We start from the raw sequence: 19,693 nt of genomic DNA, 5'->3' as shown, positions 1-19,693 counted from the left end.
CCGAAAATTACTGCTCTCCGCGAATATTCACATACTGGAAAATATCCCCAACGGTAGCATTTTTTACAAATGCTTTTTTCAGAATGGCCTCAGGGAAATAACCTGCCTTTTCCAGCACATTCATGGATTGTCCATTGAAATCATAGACTTGAGCAAAGATTCGCTCAATATCAAACTTCTCAAAAATATACTTGGTGTACAGTTTTACAGCCTCGGTAGCAATTCCCTTTCCCCAGAAAGGCTCTCCTATCCAGAAGCCTAACTCCATGTTGGTGCGGAGCTCGTCCTTTCCTCTTTCCGAACCTACAGATCCGGCAAGTCTTCCTTCATACTCTACAGCAAAGTTTTGGGGTGGATTATATTTCTGATTGTGCTCTATCCAGTGGCGGGCATCATGAATCGTATAGGGCTGTGGGTAGCTATCCTTCAGATTCATCGCAATCTTGGGATTATTGGCCAAAGGATAGAGTTGGTGGAAATGCGCCTCATTCCAGGTCACTAATCTTATTTCTCTTTCTCCGGTAATAATCATAAAAATTTGATGGTTTAATCTTCAAGATAATAAGTATTCGTAGAATCAATAAAATTCAACTGGAATTTATGCAAATCTCCAGCCTAATCTTCTAATCCACTGGTATTCATCCGGTCAAGATTTTCTGCAAATCTAAGTGCGGAGATAAAATCCTCAATATGCCCATCCATTACCTCGGGGAGGTTATATACAGTTTTGTTGATTCTATGGTCCGTCACCCGTGATTGGGGATAGTTGTAGGTTCGGATCTTGTCCGATCTGTCCCCAGATCCTACCATGGATTTACGCTGAGCACCCACAGCGTCGTTGTGCTTGGCCAGTTCGATTTCGTATAGTCTAGACCGCAATACTTTCAATGCCTTTTCGAAGTTTTTAATCTGCGACTTTTCATCCTGACAGGTTACGATCAATCCTGAAGGCTCGTGAGTTAACCGTACTGCGGAGTAAGTAGTGTTTACAGATTGGCCACCTGGTCCAGAAGAGCAGTAGGTATCCTTACGGACATCATTCATATCAATAGTGACTTCCACCTCATCCATTTCTGGCAAAACTGCAACTGATGCTGCCGAAGTATGAACTCTCCCTTGGGATTCTGTAGCAGGTACACGCTGTACTCTATGTACCCCAGATTCGTATTTCATCCGCCCATATACATCATCACCACCTGATATCGTTGCAATGATTTCTTTGTATCCTCCGGCAGAGCCAAATGTTAAATCCAGGACGGTAAGTTTTAAATTTTGCATTTCGCAAAAACGCTGGTACATGCGGAATAAGTCGCCGGCGAAAATAGACGCTTCATCTCCTCCAGCACCACCTCTGATTTCCAGAATGCAATCTTTAGCATCATTAGGGTCTTTGGGAATCAATAGTTGCTTCAGTTCATCTTCAAGCTCTTCCTTTCTAGGTCGCAGTTCATCTAGTTCTGCCTTGGCCATTTCTCTGAAATCAGGATCTTTTTCCTTATCCAAAAGCTCTTTAGAACTTTTAATATTTTGCAGCACCAAGCTGTACTCGTTATAAACAGTTACAATTTTTTCCAAGTCCTTATATTCCTTCGTCAGTTTGGCGTATTTGCTCATATCAGCCATGGACTCAGGCAAAACGATCAGTTGGCCTACTTCTTCGAAACGTTCTTTGATTGATTGTAATTTGTCTAGCATAGTATTTTTTTCGCTGCGCAAAAGTAGGCAAATTTATCCGGAGGCAGAATATTCATCCTGACTTATAAATTAGATTTGCAAGTAGCATTTGCTGTCTTAATTTCGTCTCAGAACTATGAAACAGGCTTTGCTTTTACTCATTTGCGTAGTTTCCCTTTTTGCCCTGGCATGTGAAAAGGAGGAACCTTTAAAGAAATGTATTGATCCGGAAAGGATCAAAGAAGGAGGTTGTACTAAGGAGTATGCGCCAGTTTGTGGCTGCGATGGCAAAACCTATGGAAATGCTTGCTTCGCCGATATGGCAGGACTCACTTCATGGGAAGAAGGAGCATGTAATTAAAGAAGGCTGTCAGATGTGACAGCCTTTCCTTATTATTCTACAGTTACTGATTTTGCCAAATTCCTCGGCTGATCTACGTTGCATCCACGCATCACTGCTATATGATAAGAAAGCAACTGAAGCGGAACGACAGCCACCAGCGGGGCAAAAGCTTCATGGGTTTCAGGAATTTCGATCACGTGATCCGCGATAGCTTTCACTTGTGTATCACCTTCTGTGACTACCGCGATCACTTTTCCTTTTCGGGCTTTCACTTCCTGGATATTACTTACCACTTTTTCGTAAGAGCTATCCTTAGTAGCAATGAAAAAGACTGGCATTTCCTCGTCAATTAAAGCGATAGGGCCATGCTTCATTTCCGCTGCTGGATAACCTTCCGCATGGATATAGGAAATCTCTTTCAGCTTCAACGCACCTTCTAGCGCAACAGGGAAATTGTACCCTCTACCCAAATAAAGAGCATTTCTCACATCCTTATACTCCTCAGCGATATACTTGATCGCCTCATTAGATTTCAAGGCACGCTCCACTTTTCCAGGTATTGCCTCAAGTTCGTGCAAAAGCTGGATATATCTACTTTCAGGCAATGTCCCTCTTTGATATCCTAGCTTTAGTGCCATCATAGCAAGAACAGAAATCTGTGCTGTAAAAGCTTTGGTGGAGGCGACCCCGATCTCAGGGCCAGCATGGGTATAGGATCCCGCGTGGGTCGCTCTAGGAATCGAAGATCCAACTACGTTACATACTCCGAAAATCGTGGCACCTTTGGATTTGGCTAACTCAATTGCTGCCAAAGTATCTGCTGTTTCGCCAGATTGCGAAATCGCAATCACAAAATCCTTTTCTCCTATGACTGGATTTCTATATCGAAACTCAGAGGCATACTCTACTTCTACTGGAACGCGCGCAAATTCTTCGAAAAGATATTCCGCTACTAGTCCTGCATGCCAGGATGTGCCACAGGCTGTGATGATTATTCGTTCGGCATTTTGGAATTTATTCATGTAATCCCGCAAACCTCCCAGCACTAAGCGCCCAGACTTTGCGTCCAAACGACCTCTTAAACAATCGGCTATTGACTTAGGTTGCTCGTAGATTTCCTTCATCATGAAATGTTCGTAGCCACCTTTTTCGATCGCTTCCAATTCCATTTCAAGTTGATTGATGTATGGGCTGGTTTCTACATTCTCAATGTTTTTGATTTGAAGTCTGTTGTTGCGGATTACCGCGATTTCAAAATCATCCAAATAAATCACTTTGTTGGTGTACTCAATTATCGGAGTAGCATCCGAGGCCAAGAAATATTCATCTTCTCCAACTCCAATTACCAAAGGGGAACCTTTGCGAGCAGCTATTAACGTATCTGGCTCTTCTTTATTGATCAATACAATAGCATAGGCACCCACCACCTTGTGAAGCGCCAAACGAAGTGCTTCTTCAAGACTACAGTGATTGTTCAGTTGTATGTCCTCTATGAATTTTATAAACACTTCCGTGTCTGTATCAGATTGAAAAGTGTAACCTTTTTTGGACAAATCCTTCTTCAAAACCTCGTAGTTTTCAATGATGCCGTTATGGATCATCGCGATTTTTTGGGAAGAGGAGTAATGTGGATGCGCATTGGCATCATTAGGCTCACCATGTGTAGCCCAGCGGGTGTGGCCGATTCCGATTTTTGATTCTAAATCAGAAGAGCTTTCCAGATGCTTCTCCAATTCGGAAACTTTACCCTTCTTTTTGTAGATGCTTACTCCATTGTTATCCAGCAAAGCTACACCAGCACTATCGTAACCTCGGTATTCTAATCTTCTAAGACCTTTAATAATTATGGGTAGAGCCTCTTGCTGTCCCACATACGCTACTATTCCGCACATAGTTAAAAATTCTATCGGTTGGTTTGAACTTCGACAAAGAAACAGTATTCATGCCAAAAAAAATAATCCACTTCCTAAAAATTAGAAAGTGGATTATTTAAATTTTTCCAAAAACTAAGATATTAACTATCTAGATCTGGAGTAGATTACTTTAACTTTAATTCTATTAGTGTTTACCACCAATTGACTAAGAGATTGCTTCGAATCTATGCCATAGATAAGCCAGTCTCTCCTTGTAAGTTTACCACGAAATATTGCATTCACATGGGAGGTTATTAATTCACTATATACTCTTTCCTCAGAATCATAGAATAGTGTTGCTGGATTAGAAGTGCTGGGAATTTCATCTCCATCTTCATCGAGTTGTACCTGTGGAAAACCATCCGCTTGAACGGTTAATTCGGTTCCATCGCTTGAGGTAAGGACTTCATTGTTTGAATCAGTAAAAAACATTCTAATATTAGCCGGTAATCTTTCAGTTTCATCCTGTGGTTCCAACTCGCCGATTTCGAGTAATACTTGGTTGAAAGTAACACCAGATAGCGTGTCTAGAAATTCATCTAATGGGCTGGTGTCCAATTTGATGGCCATGCGCATTCCAGATTTAATTCCTACTAGTGAACCCACATCATAGGCTTGATTCGATTCTGTGACCACTTGGGTAGGTGTTCCACTTCTATCGCTTTTAATTCCACTGAAATTCCTCGCGGCTGCACTACCTCCTCCTGATAAGCTAACACTTGTTAAAAGGGAATAGGTTGAAGAAACAGTATCTCCTTCGTAATGGTAATAGGCAGTGATCCCGGTGCTAGTACCTAAGCCTACACCGATTGATGCGTTATCTCCTGCTCTTCCTTTTAATGCGATTCCTGGGAAATAGTCTCTAAATACAAAAGGATCTTGAAAGAAAACGCTGTCCTTTAGATCAGCAAAAAGCTCTTCGGCAAACTCCTGGTTTACAGGAAATGAAACTAAAGTATCTGTTTCCTCTCCGAAAACAACTTCTGTAGATGCAAAAGGTGTTTCCTCATAGAGCAGCTCATCGTAATTATAATAGGCAGTATCCAGGATGTTTTCAGTGAGTTTGTGGACAGAATAGGCTTTTCCCTGATCTAAATCAGTCCCGCTGATCACTCGTACATTTAGCCTGAATAATACAGAGTCTAACACCGCATCTTCCTTTGGAAAATTGGAATTGGCATTATAGGAAAGCCTAGAATATCCGGTGCCCGAGGTTTTACCAAAGAAATCGTCTTCCTCTTCTCCCACCACCAGCACTGCTTGGTTGGTGGTATTGAAGGAATCCAATAAAACTACCGAAGCAGGCAGCTCAAACTCCTCGAAAACAACACCGATCTGGTTGTTTCCGGGAGCAAGCTCAATGCCTACTGTGGCAGGGTCACTACATGAACTAATAAGGATTAGGGACGCGATTGCGCCAAAGGCCAGCTTAACTGGCGAGATTCGTGTAAATATCGAATAGCTCTTCGTGAGCCTGTGCTTCTGATTCTGCTTCAATGCTGATGTCAAACTTCTTGTCTTTTGAGAAATCCTCGATTAGTTGGTTTAATTCTGCGGAAACTTCACCGCCTTTGACTACCAAGTCTGCATACTCCATGCCCATCTTGATAAATCCTGTAAAGTCTTTGCTCTTCAAAGGTGCTAAAATAGCGTCATCTATATCCACCATCTTAACCTTGTTTAACAAATCATCGCCAAAGGTATGAGAAAATCCGTTGTTGTAGATCGCAAATACAGACTTCGTGTCCTTAAATAAAGGCTCGCTCTTATAAGTGGTTTTCAAATACATTGGGATCAAGCTGGTCATCCAGTCATTACAATGAACGATGTCCGGGGCCCATCCTAGTTTTTTCACAGTTTCTATCACGCCCTTGCAGAAGAAAATCGCGCGTTCGTCATTGTCCTCATAGAATTTCTGCTGCTTGTCATGGAATACATGCTTGCGCTGGAAGTAATCCTCGTTATCAATGAAGTAAACTTGCAGTTTCGCATTTGGAATGGAAGCTACTTTAATCACCAAAGGTTTCTCCTCTTCTCCTACCGCAATATTGATTCCTGACAATCTCACTACCTCGTGTAGTCTATTCTTTCGCTCGTTGATCAGACCAAATCTCGGCACTAAGATTCTGATTTCCATTCCACGCTCTTGCATAGCTTGAGGAAGGGATCTTAAGAAATTGGCGACTTCTGATGTTTGGAGAAAAGGGTTGATTTCACTGGCAACGTAGAGGATACGTAATTTGGACATGTTTATTGGATTTTAATGTTGAGGTGAAAAAACAACTGCGCAAAGATAATAAAAAAAGCCTTAATAGCCTTGTTTTGTTGAATAATAATATACATTTGCCCCTATTTACCCATACTAAACCCTCTCCCAGTGCAAGTAGTCTATACTGGAGCCGATTGGCAAAAATACTGGCTTAACTCTCTTAAAAACGACAAATCCATAGGTTTGGTCCCCACTATGGGCGCACTGCATGAAGGTCATCTTGACCTAGTAAGAAAAGCCAAATCTGAATGTGATATTGTAGTAGTTTCTGTCTTTGTAAACCCAACGCAATTCAATAATCAGGAAGATTTTGATAACTACCCGAATACTTTAGAAGCAGATTTAGCTAAACTTAAAGAGGAAAAAGTTGACTTTGTTTTTGTCCCTAATACAGAAAATATTTACCCCGAAAAGCCACAATTGAGTATTGATTTTGGAAATCTTGAGACTGTATTAGAAGGAGCATTTCGTCCTGGTCATTTTAATGGCGTAGGGATAATTGTTTCAAAGTTGTTCAACATAATCAGACCTCATAAAGCCTACTTTGGTCAGAAAGATCTACAACAAACTGGAATCATCAAGCGATTAGTCAAAGATTTGTCCATGAATGTCCAACTGGTAATAGTGCCTACACGGCGAGAGCAGGATGGACTGGCGATGTCCTCTAGAAATATGCGCCTTTCCACAGACGAAAGACAACAAGCGTTGATTTTGATTAACAGCTTAGAAAAAGCAAAGCAGGAACTTTTAACCGGTAAAGCATGGTTTGAGATCCAGAATCAAATCAACCACGATTTTGAGGAAATGCCTCTGGCTAGTTTGGAATACTTCGAACTGATTCACCCTGAAAGCTTTACGAGATACTCAGCGTTTGATGCAAATCAAAAATCATCAATTTGTGTAGCGGCCTACGTAGGAAAAATCAGATTAATCGACAACCTTCCAATAATTCTTTAATTTTGCGGCAAAATTAAACCAATGCAAATTCAGGTACTGAAATCCAAAATACACCGGGTGAAGATTACCCAGGCGGAACTGCACTATGTAGGCTCAATCACCATCGATGAAGACTTGATGGATGCAGCGAATCTAATCGAAAATGAGAAGGTTCAGATCGTCAATGTAAACAATGGCGAACGACTAGAGACGTACGTCATTACCGGAGAAAGAGGCTCTGGACAAGTATGCCTAAATGGCCCTGCCGCTAGAAAAGCCCAAGTGGGAGATATAGTAATTATCATTTCTTACGCAGGAATGGAATTAGAGGAAGCAAAAAAATTCAAGCCGGTATTGATTTTCCCAGACGAGCAAAATAAACTCATCTGATGGGGAATAAAAACATTAAACAATTTATCCAGGTAGTGATTTCCTTAGGAATTGCTGTCTGGATTTTTTGGTTATTGTACAAAGATATCGCGCTTGACTCGTTAATAGATCAAGTTAGGTCTAGCAATTGGTCCTGGATTGTATTGTCAATTATGATTTCAATACTTGGGTATTTCATCAGAAGCTGGCGCTGGACCTTGTTGATTGATACTGAAGAAGGACAGAAGGTAACATTAACTCGCGCTTATCATGCTTTAATGGTTGGATATTTGGTAAATATGCTGATACCTCGAGCTGGAGAAGTGGCCCGGTGCGGGGTGCTCACACGTACAAATGGAATCTCAATAGGCTATTTGATCGGTACTGTTATAGTAGAGCGAAGTGTGGATTTACTCTGTTTGGTCTCTGTAATTTTGCTAGCATTTCTTGTCGAAAAAGAGTTGTTTCTAAACTTGGCAGATCAACTAATATCGATTGATTCATTGGGGGAGCGAATACTCTCGAATCTTCCTATAGCCATTGGTGGGGTCGCCGTTCTAGCGTTATTTCTCTTCTTTGTTTTCAAGAGATTTCGTGACCATGGAATAATCAATAAACTCCAACATTTTTTTAGAGAGATCTTTTCGGGCCTCAAACGAATTGGTACGCTGGCAAATCCAGCAGGATTTTGGATAAGTTCAATTTTACTTTGGGTGATCTATTTTTTAACGATGTACACTATTGCTTTTGGGATACCAAGCACTGCCAATTTGTCTCCAGGAGAAGTGCTCTTAGTCATGGTAATGGGCAGTATTGGCATGGTGGCTCCTGTTCAAGGGGGTATTGGAACCTTTCACGCACTCGTGGCCTTCATTTTGATACAGCTTGGAATATCGGAGGTAGATGGAAAAATCTTCGCAGCTATCATACACGGCACTCAGGTAATCCTTGTATTAATAGCAGGCCTTGTAAGCTGGTTAATAATGATGAAATTACCATCTCATACCGAACCCAAGGAAGCTTAAAACGTATTCAACCCTGCAAACCAAATAAATTATGTTTCTTATCATCATTATCGTATTCGCAATTGCAGGATTTGTGGTCAGCAATAAGCTGAAAAGCAAATTCAAGAAATACTCTCAGATCCCGCTGCAGGCAAATTTGTCTGGGGCAGAGATTGCCAAGCTAATGCTGGCAGACAATAACATTACGGATGTACAGGTTTTATCAGTGGAAGGACAGCTTTCCGACCATTATAATCCAGCCAACAAAACAGTCAACCTAAGCCCTGATGTGTATTATGGTAGAAATGCAGCTGCAGCGGCCGTAGCTTCTCACGAGTGTGGCCACGCAGTCCAACATGCCACATCTTACACTTGGTTAAATCTGAGATCGACTTTAGTTCCGCTTCAAAATAGTGCCAGTAAAATTTTAAATTTCGTCTTGATTGCCTCTTTATTTGGTGGATTTGCTTTAGGACTTCCTGTTCCATTTATTGGATACATAATTGTGGGATCTTATTCAATAATCACGCTTTTTACAGTGGTAACTTTACCTGTAGAGTTCGATGCTAGTAATAGAGCGTTGGCTTGGGTGAAGACACGAAATATCGTAACTCCATATGAATATGCCATGTCGAAAGATGCACTTAAATGGGCGGCCATGACTTATGTAGTAGCGGCATTAGCGGCATTGACCACCTTAGCATATTACATTATGGTGTTCTTCGGCGGTCGGGATTGATACAGATCAAATAAAATTTTGGAAGAGGGGCAAACGTTGTCCCTCTTTTTTTTTTGCCATATATTCCAAGCAGATAGCTAAACCCAAAGAGATAATTATGCATTTTGAATTAACAGAAGAGCAGAGAGCAGTGCAAGAAGCGGCAAGAGATTTTGCAAAAAATGACTTGCTTCCAGGAGTAATTGAACGGGATATTGCCTTTAGATTTCCAGAAGAAGAAATCAAAAAAATGGGTGAGCTCGGCTTTATGGGAATGATGGTAGATCCCAAATACAGCGGTGGTGGAATGGACACTGTTTCCTATGTCATTGCAATGGAGGAATTATCCAAGATAGACGCTTCGGCATCCGTGATCATGTCTGTGAACAATTCCCTAGTCTGCTGGGGATTGGAAAAATACGCCTCCGAAGCCCAAAAAGAGAAATACTTAAAACCTCTGGCTTCTGGACAAAAACTTGGCGCTTTTGCCTTATCAGAACCTGAAGCGGGATCTGATGCCACCTCACAAAAAACGGAAGCTTACCTTGAGGGCGATCACTACATCTTAAATGGTACCAAAAACTGGATTACGAATGGCTCAAAAGCGGATACCTATTTAGTTTTTGCCCAAACAGATCACAGCAAAGGGCATAAAGGCATTTCTGTTTTTATCGTGGAAAAGGGCTGGGAAGGTTTTACTTCTGGTCATAAGGAAGATAAACTAGGAATCCGAGCATCTGACACCACTTCGTTGATGTTTACCGATGTGAAAGTGCCTATAGAAAACCGAATAGGGGAAGAAGGATTTGGTTTCAAATATGCCATGGAAACCTTAAACGGAGGCAGAATAGGAATTGCTGCACAAGCACTCGGAATCGCAGCAGGAGCTTATGAATTTGCGCTAGCCTATTCCAAAGAACGAAAAACGTTTGGCAAACCGATTAGCCAGCATCAAGCCATACAATTCAAACTTGCTGATATGGCGACAACCATCGAGGCTGCTAGACTTTTAGTGTATAAAGCAGCATGGCTAAAAGATCAGGGAGAGGATTACGCTCATGCTTCTGCCATGGCAAAATTATATGCCTCCAAGGTAGCAATGGATGTAAGTGTAGAAGCAGTTCAAATCCACGGAGGATATGGCTATGTGCGGGAATACCATGTGGAGCGTTTGATGAGAGATGCCAAGATCACCCAGATCTATGAAGGTACTTCAGAGATTCAGAAAATAGTTATATCCAGAGGTATTCTTAGGTAATAACTATTTTATTCAGAAAAGGGTATAGTTAAATAAAACTATGCCCTTTTTTGTTTTTTTAACACCATCTATAGAAATTCTATGAATATCCGTTAAAAAAATTATATTTTTGTGCCTCAGTTTTTTTTAATACTTATTCATGGAATATTACAATAAGGTGATCGAATCGGTCAATGTCAGGTTTATACGAGGAAATAATTTCCGAGTGGAAAAACCTGTTTCAGTTACAGATTATTCTGAATCGGACAATACGCTGATTCTTCTTCATCATGGGACACTAAAGTTTGGGGAAGACCAAGAATTACTTAACGAAGGAGAAGTACTTTTCTTGCCAGCCGACCAAAAAACTAAACTCACCATAGGTGGAGGTTCCAAAAAAGGTGAGATTTCAAAAGAACAGTTTCAGGAAAGCAAGAGAAAGTATCTTCAGAGTATTAGTTTCAGAGAGATTAAAAGTACCGAGGATGATTGCATTTCTATCCTTGGATTTGAATCCAAAGTTTTTGATGTAGTAAACTTTTTTAACTCCCTGGATATTCCGCCATTTATCATTCGGTTTAATGATCGATTGGCGACTATTATTGAGGACTTGATGAAAGAAGTGGAAGTGAGCAACGTGGGAAAAGAACGAGCGCTCAAATCCCATACTGAGTTGCTTGTAATTGAGCTTCTCCGCCATATTCTTAAAAACAGATTGTTCCTCGAAGAGCTTTCTACCAACGCTACTTACTTCAAAGATCCACGTCTGATTGACTTGTTTAATTTCATTAAGACGAACCTCGGAGGCGATCTATCCAATAAGATTTTGGCCAAAGTGGCGAATGTATCTGAGGATTATGTAGGTCAATATTTCAAAATGCTCACTGGTATCAATCCTCAGGATTACATAGAATATCAGCGCATGGAAGCTGCTGTGGAGCTGTTGAGAACTACCAAGAAGTCAATCCGCGATATAGGCAAAGAGGTGGGTTACAAAGACACTGCATACTTCTGCCGCAGATTTAAGATGATGTATGGGGTTCCTGCCGGGAAAATGAGAAGAAGAGATTCCTTAATTAACGTTTAAGGATAAGTTCAGAAGTACTTTGTAATCCAATACCTTGGCCAAAAAGCTGGAATCTTTCTCTATCGCATTTCCGATCACCAAGAGGTCTGCGCCACTTTCATAGGCTGTTTTTACCTTTTGCAAAGAATCTAACCCTCCGCCGACTAGAATAGGCTTATTAGTCGCCATTTTTACAGCTTTTATCACTTCACCACACACAGGGTTTTTTGCACCGCTTCCAGCATCCATAAAGAAATATTTCATCCCTAAATAGCTGCCAGCAAGTGCTGTTGCCTTCGCCAGATCTGGTTTGGAATTTGGTAAAGGAACTGTCTGAGTGACATATTGCACGGAAGTAATATCGCCGTCATTAACAAGCATATAAGCCGTGGGAAGTGCCTCTAACCTCATTTTTTTAATGATAGGTGCAGCCAAGACTTGTTGTCCAATCAGGTATTCGGGATTGCGACCAGAGATGAGGGAAAGGAATAAAATGGCGTCTGCCTCTTCGGCTAGTTGCATCTGTGAACCTGGGAAAATTACTACGGGGATTTTCCCGGCAATTTTTTTCACTGATGTTACTACTTCCCGAAAATTATCCCGACTGAGCGTGCTTCCACCCACAAAAATTAAATCCAGATAGGAGTCCTTCACCCAAGCAAACTCTTCTTCGAAAAGCGCTGAATTTATAAAGTTGTCTGGATCCACCAACCAAGCCAGACCTTTTGTCCCGGTGGCATGAAAATTTTTTAGGATCCTACTGACTTTTTTCTTCGGTGTTGACATCTTCTGACTGAGCAGCAAATAGATTGGGAAGAAATTTCTCTTTTGCAAAAGCAAGTCCTAAAATCAGAAGTCGCTGTCCCATACTAGGCCAAAAACTTGATTTGGAGCTTTCAGTGAGTTTTTTCTCAATATCTTTTGTCAGCAATCCCTCACGTTCAAGTACAAAAAGTGCTTCCTCAGTTTTCTTATCTTTTCTGCTTTTTCGTGTTTTTACTATCGCCAGCGCTATCAAACCACCGGCTAATACTACTCCACCAATCTTCAGCCAATCGCCGGATTCAGCTTTGAAAAGTTCCATTTGTCTGGCCAAAGTCTGTTCCAGCTCTTCCTCTTTTCTTTTCAATTCCTTATTCATTCTCTTGGCGCTTTTTAAATATCCTTACTCTAAAAATAAACCCCTTCAATCCTTTTTGCATCTTTTCTTCAGTGGCGTCATTGTCCCGGAGCATGTATAAAATTACCAAAATCGTTAGGTATAATAGTCCTACCAATAAAAATCCCATATGGGGAGATTCAAAATACTGACTAAGGAAGAAGGCAAGTGAAAGACTCAGAAACAATAAGACCAATAGGAGGCTTCCGCCCATCAGGATTAGAAAAATCAATCTGGTTAAAATCCCAGCTACTTGATCTTGTATATCCAGTTTGACCATATCAATCTTGGTCTCTACGATTCCTTTGACAGTCTGTACTATTTCTCCGATTTTTAGCATAATTAAAAATTTGTGAGAGCCTATTTTTGAACTAAGCCACAATATACTTCAATTGAGAGGAGCAAAAAAATTATGCAATCACATCCACTTCTTGCTCCTCATAGAACTTGTATCTCAAAACTAATTCCAAGGCAAACGCAATTGCTTCATTAATAGTGAATTGCTGGCAAAGAGACTGATCTATTTCGTCTAATCGGCTGTAGAAGGCCGTAGCAAGCGGAATATCCATATCCTTATTTATTCTTTCACTTGTATTCAGGTAAGCTTCAGGTTTTTCCTCCTTCAATACTTTGCAGATTATGAGGTCTTTTTTGCCATACTTGGTGCGGCGTGCTGAGGCGGCAAATAGTCGGCAGATCATACCTCTTTTGGTGTGGTTGCCACAAAACCCCTGCTTTCCGTCCGCAGACTGCGGTTTATACATCACACAGCTGGCGCCTTCCTCACTGCTTTCCAGAGATGCCAAAGTTGATTCGGCCAAGCCTTTGGCATAGAGGTCAAAGGCCAATGGCAGAAATTCTAACGGGGAAGCTGGTACTCTGGGATTTGCACAGCAAAAACCGCATCCTGATACACAGCCTAATCCACTCTCAGACACAAATTGCTTTGTTTCTGACTCCAGCTCACTGAACACGTCCAGGGTAGCTTGAGATTTTTCAGCGAGATTCATCTCTATATTTCAAATAGTGGCGCAAAAATACACCAGTATGGGTCGATTGATTCTCCAGAGCTACTATTTTTTTGCATTGAAAGTCAGTTGTTTAACTTTATACTTTCCGAATAGTACTCCATTGACTGTCCATTTCAGTCTAGAGATCGTTTTCTTTAATAAAAAGAAGCTTATGAGCAATCTAGAAAATCAAAATGCAGAAGATAAGATCCGCTTGGCATTTAAAGAGCGGGATTGGAGTGAGATCAAAAGTGCGGACTCCTGGGTGATTTTTAAGGTAATGTCTGAATTTGTAGAGGGCTTTGAGAAGCTTGCTAAGATCGGCCCTTGTGTATCTGTTTTTGGATCGGCCCGGACACCGAGAGACCACCATCACTACAAAATGGCAGAAGATATAGCTGCCAAACTGGTTCGTCATGGATATGGAGTGATCACCGGCGGTGGCCCTGGTATCATGGAAGCAGGTAACAAGGGCGCACATTCCGAAGGAGGTAAGTCTGTGGGGCTGAATATCGTCCTTCCTTTTGAGCAGTTTGACAACATTTATATTGACCGCGATAAGCTGATTACCTTTGATTACTTTTTTGTGAGAAAGGTCATGTTCGTCAAATACTCTCAGGGCTTTGTGGTGCTTCCGGGTGGTTTTGGTACCATGGATGAGTTTTTCGAAGCGCTGACCTTGATACAGACAAACAAAATCGGGAAATTCCCTATCGTGCTGGTGGGTAAAGATTACTGGTCAGGATTGGTGGATTGGATCAAAAAGACCCTTTTGACACATCGCTATATCAATGAAGAAGATCTGGACCTATTTGCCGTAGTAGAAGATGCAACTGAGGCAGTCAAAGTGATCGATGATTTTTACAACAAATATTTATTGAGTCCGAATTTCTAATCCGTTTGACTGGATTTTGCAGCGAGCTGCTGCGCAACAATACCTATATTATAGAAAATGAACAAATCGCACTTAATTCTGATCTACGCTTTGCTAATCCTATGTTTAGGCTTGGCCGGATATGCGATATGGAAAACCCCCGAAGTATCCACTTCTGAACCAAGTGTAGCTAATGTACAGCTGCTCCAATCCATGCCGTTGTCGTCTAGAGACACAGTTAGATTATTTAACATTCCTACTGAATTGACTTTTGCGGGAGAAAAAGTCCCATTGGAAATAGAAGATGTGAAAGAAAGACTAGAACGGGAAATTTATGTAAATGCTTATTGGCAGTCCAATATGATTTTGCTGATGAAGCGCTCCAGCAAATTCCTTCCTGAAATAGAACAAATGCTGAAAGAGAATGGGATTCCTGATGACTTCAAATACTTGGCAATGGCTGAATCCGCTCTGATGAACGTAGCCTCACCTGCCGGAGCAAGGGGGTTTTGGCAGATCATGGAGTCCACAGGCAAAGAATATGGGTTGGAAGTTTCCAATGATGTGGATGAGCGATACCATCTGAAAAAGGCCACACTTGCTGCTTCAAAGTACCTAAACAAAGCTCATAAGAGATTTGGAGATTGGACGGCGGTGGCGGCAAGCTATAACATGGGTCAAGCTGGATTTTCACGAAGACAGGAGGATCAATTGGCTAAAGACTATTACGAGCTATACCTCAATGATGAGACGAGCAGGTATCTTTTTAGAATACTAGCCTTCAAGGTGATTTTTGAAAACCCGGGGGAATTTGGTTTTCACCTGAGGGAGTCAGACTACTACCAGAACCCAAATTTTAAAACAGTCACAGTAAGTGCTGACATTAAAAATCTCGCGAGCTGGGCTAAACAGCAGGGAAGTAATTACAAGGAATTGAAGTTGTATAATCCATGGCTTCGCGACAAAGACCTTAATGTGAAGCGAGGGAAAACCTATGAGATCACTTTACCTGAATAGGTAGAAGTAAGAATACTCGTCAAACTGTGTCAATCCGTTGAACCAATCCTCCTTACTCTGGTTATACTCTTTGAACTTTACTGTCTCATGCAGCTGAAATTCCGTACCTTTGCCCTTTAAAATTGCCCGCCGATTATATGAGTCAAGTCACTCCTGCACAGGAAGAATACATAGAGATATTTGGAGCCCGAGAGCATAATCTCAAAAATTTAGATCTAAAGATTCCCCGGAACAAACTGGTAGTGATTACCGGTCTGAGTGGTAGTGGAAAAAGCTCTTTGGCTTTTGATACGATCTATGCGGAAGGCCAGCGTAGATACATGGAGTCCTTTTCTGCCTACGCAAGATCCTTCCTAGGAGGAATGGAACGTCCAGATGTGGACAAGATTAATGGGCTTTCTCCGGTGATTGCCATCGAACAAAAAACAACTTCCAAAAATCCTCGATCTACTGTAGGTACAGTCACGGAGATTTATGATTTCATGCGTTTGCTATATGCAAGAGCAGGGGATGCATATTCTTATCTCACGGGCAAAAAAATGGTCCGTCAGACGGAAGATCAGATCATTGACTTACTGTTTACTAATTTCTTAAATAAGAAGCTTTATATCCTTGCTCCGGTGGTGAAAGGGCGAAAAGGACATTACCGTGAGCTTTTTGAGCAGATCCGTAAAATGGGATTCTCCAAAGTGCGTGTAGATGGCGTAGTGATGGAGATGGTTCCCAAAATGCAAGTGGACCGATACAAGATCCACGATATCGAGATAGTTATTGATAGAATTGTTGCCGAAGAATCAGATCGTTTTCGAATTACTCAATCTCTGAAATCTGCTTTGCAGCATGGCAAAGGTGTAATCATGATTCGGGATGAAGAAGGTGAGATTCACCATTTCTCTAAGTATTTGATGGATCCCGAGACTGGACTATCCTACGAGGAGCCCGCACCCAATACCTTTTCATTCAACAGCCCGTACGGAGCATGTCCTACCTGTAATGGGCTGGGAATTACTGAAGAGATAACCCGAGAAAGTATTATTCCAGATCCAACATTGAGCATCACCCGGGGAGGAATAGCGCCTCTCGGTGAGTATCGTGATATTTGGATTTTTAAGAAAATTGAGGCTATTCTAAAGCACTACAAGTGCAGCATGAGTACGCCAATAGAAAAACTTCCTCCGCATGTAGTTGATATACTTCTCAGCGGAGATAAGATTGAAGTAGCTGTAGATTCTGTGAAACATCCCGGAACGAAGTGGCATACGACGTTTGAGGGCATCATAAATTTTTTGAAAAAATACCAAGAGGGCAGTTCAGATAAAATCCAGGACTGGGTCAGTGAATTCACCATCACTCAAACCTGTCCGGATTGTCAGGGCTACAGACTCAAGCAAGAGGCCCTTCATATCAAAATTGACGATACGCACATCGGTCAATTGGCAGTGATGGACATTCGCTCCTTGAGTGAATGGTTTGAGGGACTGGAAAGCAGGATTACTGAGAAGCAAAATGTCATCGCTGCAGAAGTATTAAAAGAGATCCGAAAGCGAATCGGTTTTCTATTAGATATTGGATTGGATTATTTGTCTCTAAACAGGCCTTTGCGGACCCTTTCGGGTGGAGAAGCCCAGCGAATCCGCTTGGCCACTCAAATTGGTACGCAGTTAGTCGGAGTACTCTATATTTTGGATGAGCCTAGCATAGGGCTTCATCAGAGAGATAATGAAAAACTGATTCAGGCGCTTCAAAGCTTGCGCGATTTAGGCAACTCTGTCTTGGTAGTCGAGCATGACAAAGACATGATGCTGGCTTCAGATTATGTATTGGACATGGGACCAGGAGCGGGGAGACATGGCGGACATATTGTTTCGAATGGCACACCTGCCGAAATCTTAAAAACAGATGGACTTACAGCAAAATACCTTGCTGGAAAGATTGGCTTGCCCGTTCCCAAAGAGCGTAGAAATGGGAAAGAAAAATCTTTATTGATCAAAGGAGCTACTGGCAACAACCTAAAGAATATTGACCTTAAGCTTCCCTTAGGGACACTGATTTGTATTACTGGAGTATCGGGAAGTGGGAAAAGTACACTGATTCACGAGACGCTTTACCCAATCCTTAATCAGCAAATCTACCATTCGAAGAAAAACCCGATGCCTTATGAAAGTGTGGAAGGATTGGAGCACTTGGATAAGGTAATAGAAGTCGATCAATCTCCAATTGGCAGAACTCCTAGGTCAAATCCAGCTACATATACCGGTGTGTTTTCTGATATCCGAACCCTTTTCACTGAACTGCCTGAAGCCAAAATTAGAGGCTACAAGCCAGGACGTTTTTCCTTTAATGTCAAAGGAGGTAGATGTGAGGATTGTGAAGGAGCAGGCATGAAGCTGATCGAAATGGATTTCTTGCCAGATGTGCACGTACCTTGCGAAACCTGCAAAGGAAAGCGATACAACCGGGAAACGCTGGAAATTCGCTACAAAGGCAAATCCATCTCCGATGTGCTCGATATGACGGTAGAGCAAGCGGTGGAGTTTTTCGATAAACTTCCAAAAATCCTCCGAAAAATTAAGACACTTAATGATGTTGGCTTGGGATACATCACCCTTGGCCAGCATGCCACCACACTTTCCGGTGGAGAGGCTCAGCGTGTGAAATTAGCTACTGAACTTTCTAAAAAAGATACGGGAAAGACCTTTTATATTTTAGATGAACCTACTACGGGACTTCACTTCCAGGACATAGAATTACTGATGCTGGTAGTAAATGGCTTGGTGGCCAAAGGAAATACGGTCCTGATCATCGAACATAATATGGACGTGATCAAAATGGCAGATTACATCGTGGATTTGGGTCCTGAAGGTGGTAACAAAGGCGGAACAATCGTGGTACAAGGAACTCCGGAAAAAGTGGCTGATACTAAAAACAGCTATACCGGCAAATTCCTTAAAATGGAATTAAATAGCTAATAAGGGAAATAATCAAGGGTATCCTCCTTTTATCAAATTATAAAAAAGGCCACAACTCTGTTTTTTATCTTTGGTCGATTATGAACAGAATTAGGCTTTATTGGTTTTTGCAGATATTAGGCTGGGGCGGATTTGCCTTGGTCACCATTACTTTAGCCTCTCTGACGGGAGAAATTGCTTCAGTTCAGATTTGGGCCTTTATTGTGCTTGCCGTTACCAATCTTATTTCCTCACACTTTCTTCGTCATGTAGTCAAAGAATACAACTGGTTTAAACTGAGTATTCCTCAGCTATTGTTCCAGTCTTTTCTGGCCATTGTAGCGCTCTCACTGGCTAATTTCGTAGCACAAATCCTGATCAACATTGCCTTTGGCATACTAAATCCCACAGAAGATTTTAAGGTTTTGGTGATTTTGTCCAACATCTTTTTGGCTTTCCTCATCTTCGCACTCTGGTTTGTGATTTACTTTTTAGTCCACTTTTTGGACAATTACAATACGACCTTGAAGTACGAAGCCAAAATCAATGAAATCCGTCTTAACCACCTCAAAAGTCAGCTTAACCCACATTTTATTTTCAATGCGCTCAATAGCGTAAGGGCACTGGTGGATGAAGATCCCATCAAAGCGAAGACAGCCATCACGAGAATTTCCAATATGCTACGCTTTTCGTTGATGATGGATAAGAAGCAAACCATAGAATTTGGAGAGGAACTAAATACGGTAAAAGATTATTTAGAACTTGAATCTATTCGTTTTGAAGAAAGGCTGAACGTGGTGTATCACATAGAGGATGAAGCATTCAGCTACAAAATCCCACCTATGATGCTGCAGACTATCGTGGAGAATGGGATCAAGCATGGGGTTTCCAATCTAGTGAAGGGCGGAACGATTGAGATCAAGTGTAGGGAAGGTTTACACGATGATTTGTATATTCAAGTCAAAAATAGCGGTCAACTTACCCATCAGCCTACGTTGAATTCCCAAGATGAACAAGGCCATGGATTAAGCAACACAGTACAAAGACTGAAATTGATATATGGAGATAAAGCAAGCTTCCGTATCTTCAACTCAGGAATTCAGTTCGTCATAACTGAAATCAAAATCCCGAAACAAAAAGTTACATTCGAATAACA

20 protein-coding genes are annotated in these 19,693 nt (G+C 41.5%); 11 read left to right on the top strand and 9 right to left on the bottom strand.

What is annotated here, in order from left to right:
* Positions 1–7 precede the first annotated feature (7 nt).
* On the bottom strand, positions 8–532 hold the full coding sequence (locus tag BM386_RS08990) for a GNAT family N-acetyltransferase (protein WP_091692801.1): 525 nt from the start codon (positions 530–532) through the stop codon (positions 8–10).
* 83 nt (positions 533–615) lie between these two features.
* The gene (gene prfA, locus BM386_RS08985) at positions 616–1,695 is read right to left on the bottom strand and encodes a peptide chain release factor 1 (RefSeq protein ID WP_091692800.1); all 1,080 of its coding nucleotides are present in this window, start codon (positions 1,693–1,695) and stop codon (positions 616–618) included.
* Positions 1,696–1,810: 115 nt separating this feature from the next.
* On the opposite strand from prfA, the gene BM386_RS08980 reads away from it, so the two are divergent.
* Positions 1,811–2,035, top strand: coding sequence for a Kazal-type serine protease inhibitor domain-containing protein (locus BM386_RS08980; protein WP_091692798.1), 225 nt, complete (start codon positions 1,811–1,813; stop codon positions 2,033–2,035).
* A gap of 32 nt (positions 2,036–2,067) precedes the next feature.
* Here BM386_RS08980 and glmS read toward each other — a convergent pair whose 3' ends face one another.
* From glmS to BM386_RS08965, 3 genes are all read right to left on the bottom strand, one after another.
* On the bottom strand, positions 2,068–3,909 hold the full coding sequence (gene glmS, locus BM386_RS08975) for a glutamine--fructose-6-phosphate transaminase (isomerizing) (protein ID WP_091692796.1): 1,842 nt from the start codon (positions 3,907–3,909) through the stop codon (positions 2,068–2,070).
* A gap of 126 nt (positions 3,910–4,035) precedes the next feature.
* Positions 4,036–5,439, bottom strand: a complete 1,404-nt coding sequence (locus BM386_RS08970; RefSeq protein WP_170857065.1) for a DUF4270 family protein — start codon at positions 5,437–5,439, stop codon at positions 4,036–4,038.
* Positions 5,360–6,178 (bottom strand): glycogen/starch synthase, encoded by an 819-nt coding sequence (locus tag BM386_RS08965; RefSeq protein WP_091692793.1) that lies wholly within the window; start codon positions 6,176–6,178, stop codon positions 5,360–5,362. The genes BM386_RS08970 and BM386_RS08965 overlap by 80 nt, the downstream gene beginning before the upstream one ends.
* A gap of 129 nt (positions 6,179–6,307) precedes the next feature.
* Between BM386_RS08965 and panC the strand changes: the two genes are divergently transcribed.
* The 6 genes from panC to BM386_RS08935 all read left to right on the top strand — a co-directional run bounded on the left by panC (position 6,308) and on the right by BM386_RS08935 (position 11,550).
* Positions 6,308–7,156 (top strand): pantoate--beta-alanine ligase, encoded by an 849-nt coding sequence (panC, locus tag BM386_RS08960; protein ID WP_091692791.1) that lies wholly within the window; start codon positions 6,308–6,310, stop codon positions 7,154–7,156.
* Between the two features lie 21 nt (positions 7,157–7,177).
* Positions 7,178–7,525, top strand: a complete 348-nt coding sequence (panD, locus tag BM386_RS08955) for an aspartate 1-decarboxylase (protein WP_057936936.1) — start codon at positions 7,178–7,180, stop codon at positions 7,523–7,525.
* Positions 7,525–8,529 (top strand): lysylphosphatidylglycerol synthase transmembrane domain-containing protein, encoded by a 1,005-nt coding sequence (locus tag BM386_RS08950; RefSeq protein ID WP_091692790.1) that lies wholly within the window; start codon positions 7,525–7,527, stop codon positions 8,527–8,529. Before panD ends, BM386_RS08950 begins: the two co-directional genes overlap by 1 nt.
* A 31-nt stretch (positions 8,530–8,560) precedes the next feature.
* The gene (locus tag BM386_RS08945; protein WP_091692788.1) at positions 8,561–9,247 is read left to right on the top strand and encodes a zinc metallopeptidase; all 687 of its coding nucleotides are present in this window, start codon (positions 8,561–8,563) and stop codon (positions 9,245–9,247) included.
* A 97-nt stretch (positions 9,248–9,344) separates the two neighbouring features.
* Entirely contained in the window at positions 9,345–10,484 is a 1,140-nt protein-coding gene (locus BM386_RS08940) for an acyl-CoA dehydrogenase (RefSeq protein ID WP_091692786.1), read from the top strand.
* Positions 10,485–10,623: 139 nt separating this feature from the next.
* Positions 10,624–11,550, top strand: a complete 927-nt coding sequence (locus tag BM386_RS08935; RefSeq protein WP_091692785.1) for an AraC family transcriptional regulator — start codon at positions 10,624–10,626, stop codon at positions 11,548–11,550.
* Here BM386_RS08935 and BM386_RS08930 read toward each other — a convergent pair.
* From BM386_RS08930 to BM386_RS08915, 4 genes are all read right to left on the bottom strand, one after another.
* Entirely contained in the window at positions 11,536–12,315 is a 780-nt protein-coding gene (locus BM386_RS08930; RefSeq protein WP_091692783.1) for a phosphoglycerol geranylgeranyltransferase, read from the bottom strand. The genes BM386_RS08935 and BM386_RS08930 overlap by 15 nt on opposite strands.
* A complete protein-coding gene (locus tag BM386_RS08925; protein ID WP_091692782.1) occupies positions 12,287–12,670 on the bottom strand; it encodes a hypothetical protein in 384 nt (127 codons plus the stop codon). Before BM386_RS08925 ends, BM386_RS08930 begins: the two co-directional genes overlap by 29 nt.
* Positions 12,663–13,028 (bottom strand): phage holin family protein, encoded by a 366-nt coding sequence (locus BM386_RS08920; RefSeq protein WP_091692780.1) that lies wholly within the window; start codon positions 13,026–13,028, stop codon positions 12,663–12,665. Before BM386_RS08920 ends, BM386_RS08925 begins: the two co-directional genes overlap by 8 nt.
* Before the next feature lie 70 nt (positions 13,029–13,098).
* Entirely contained in the window at positions 13,099–13,698 is a 600-nt protein-coding gene (locus tag BM386_RS08915; RefSeq protein WP_091692779.1) for a YkgJ family cysteine cluster protein, read from the bottom strand.
* Between the two features lie 172 nt (positions 13,699–13,870).
* On the opposite strand from BM386_RS08915, the gene BM386_RS08910 reads away from it, so the two are divergent.
* The 4 genes from BM386_RS08910 to BM386_RS08895 all read left to right on the top strand — a co-directional run bounded on the left by BM386_RS08910 (position 13,871) and on the right by BM386_RS08895 (position 19,691).
* A complete protein-coding gene (locus tag BM386_RS08910; protein ID WP_091692915.1) occupies positions 13,871–14,593 on the top strand; it encodes an LOG family protein in 723 nt (240 codons plus the stop codon).
* A 57-nt stretch (positions 14,594–14,650) separates the two neighbouring features.
* Entirely contained in the window at positions 14,651–15,589 is a 939-nt protein-coding gene (locus BM386_RS08905) for a lytic transglycosylase domain-containing protein (RefSeq protein WP_091692777.1), read from the top strand.
* A 137-nt stretch (positions 15,590–15,726) separates the two neighbouring features.
* Positions 15,727–18,558 (top strand): excinuclease ABC subunit UvrA, encoded by a 2,832-nt coding sequence (gene uvrA, locus BM386_RS08900; RefSeq protein ID WP_091692776.1) that lies wholly within the window; start codon positions 15,727–15,729, stop codon positions 18,556–18,558.
* An 80-nt stretch (positions 18,559–18,638) separates the two neighbouring features.
* Positions 18,639–19,691 carry a sensor histidine kinase gene (locus tag BM386_RS08895; RefSeq protein WP_091692774.1) on the top strand — a complete coding sequence of 351 codons (1,053 nt, stop codon included), beginning with the start codon at positions 18,639–18,641 and terminating at the stop codon, positions 19,689–19,691.
* Positions 19,692–19,693 lie beyond the last annotated feature (2 nt).

The sequence above is a fragment of the Algoriphagus locisalis genome, from assembly GCF_900116615.1.
Classification (GTDB): domain Bacteria; phylum Bacteroidota; class Bacteroidia; order Cytophagales; family Cyclobacteriaceae; genus Algoriphagus; species Algoriphagus locisalis.
This window is presented reverse-complemented; position numbering and strand designations above follow the sequence as displayed.

Coding starts and splice junctions, on each gene's coding strand:
- BM386_RS08940 (WP_091692786.1), top strand. CDS start 9,345: ATGCATTTTGAATTAACAGAAGAGCAGAGAGCAGTGCAAGAAGCGGCA.
- BM386_RS08915 (WP_091692779.1), bottom strand. CDS start 13,698: ATGAATCTCGCTGAAAAATCTCAAGCTACCCTGGACGTGTTCAGTGAG.
- BM386_RS08965 (WP_091692793.1), bottom strand. CDS start 6,178: ATGTCCAAATTACGTATCCTCTACGTTGCCAGTGAAATCAACCCTTTT.
- BM386_RS08930 (WP_091692783.1), bottom strand. CDS start 12,315: ATGTCAACACCGAAGAAAAAAGTCAGTAGGATCCTAAAAAATTTTCAT.
- BM386_RS08945 (WP_091692788.1), top strand. CDS start 8,561: ATGTTTCTTATCATCATTATCGTATTCGCAATTGCAGGATTTGTGGTC.
- glmS (WP_091692796.1), bottom strand. CDS start 3,909: ATGTGCGGAATAGTAGCGTATGTGGGACAGCAAGAGGCTCTACCCATA.
- BM386_RS08895 (WP_091692774.1), top strand. CDS start 18,639: ATGAACAGAATTAGGCTTTATTGGTTTTTGCAGATATTAGGCTGGGGC.
- BM386_RS08950 (WP_091692790.1), top strand. CDS start 7,525: ATGGGGAATAAAAACATTAAACAATTTATCCAGGTAGTGATTTCCTTA.
- BM386_RS08910 (WP_091692915.1), top strand. CDS start 13,871: ATGAGCAATCTAGAAAATCAAAATGCAGAAGATAAGATCCGCTTGGCA.
- BM386_RS08920 (WP_091692780.1), bottom strand. CDS start 13,028: ATGCTAAAAATCGGAGAAATAGTACAGACTGTCAAAGGAATCGTAGAG.
- uvrA (WP_091692776.1), top strand. CDS start 15,727: ATGAGTCAAGTCACTCCTGCACAGGAAGAATACATAGAGATATTTGGA.
- panD (WP_057936936.1), top strand. CDS start 7,178: ATGCAAATTCAGGTACTGAAATCCAAAATACACCGGGTGAAGATTACC.
- BM386_RS08980 (WP_091692798.1), top strand. CDS start 1,811: ATGAAACAGGCTTTGCTTTTACTCATTTGCGTAGTTTCCCTTTTTGCC.
- BM386_RS08905 (WP_091692777.1), top strand. CDS start 14,651: ATGAACAAATCGCACTTAATTCTGATCTACGCTTTGCTAATCCTATGT.
- prfA (WP_091692800.1), bottom strand. CDS start 1,695: ATGCTAGACAAATTACAATCAATCAAAGAACGTTTCGAAGAAGTAGGC.
- BM386_RS08990 (WP_091692801.1), bottom strand. CDS start 532: ATGATTATTACCGGAGAAAGAGAAATAAGATTAGTGACCTGGAATGAG.
- BM386_RS08935 (WP_091692785.1), top strand. CDS start 10,624: ATGGAATATTACAATAAGGTGATCGAATCGGTCAATGTCAGGTTTATA.
- BM386_RS08925 (WP_091692782.1), bottom strand. CDS start 12,670: ATGAATAAGGAATTGAAAAGAAAAGAGGAAGAGCTGGAACAGACTTTG.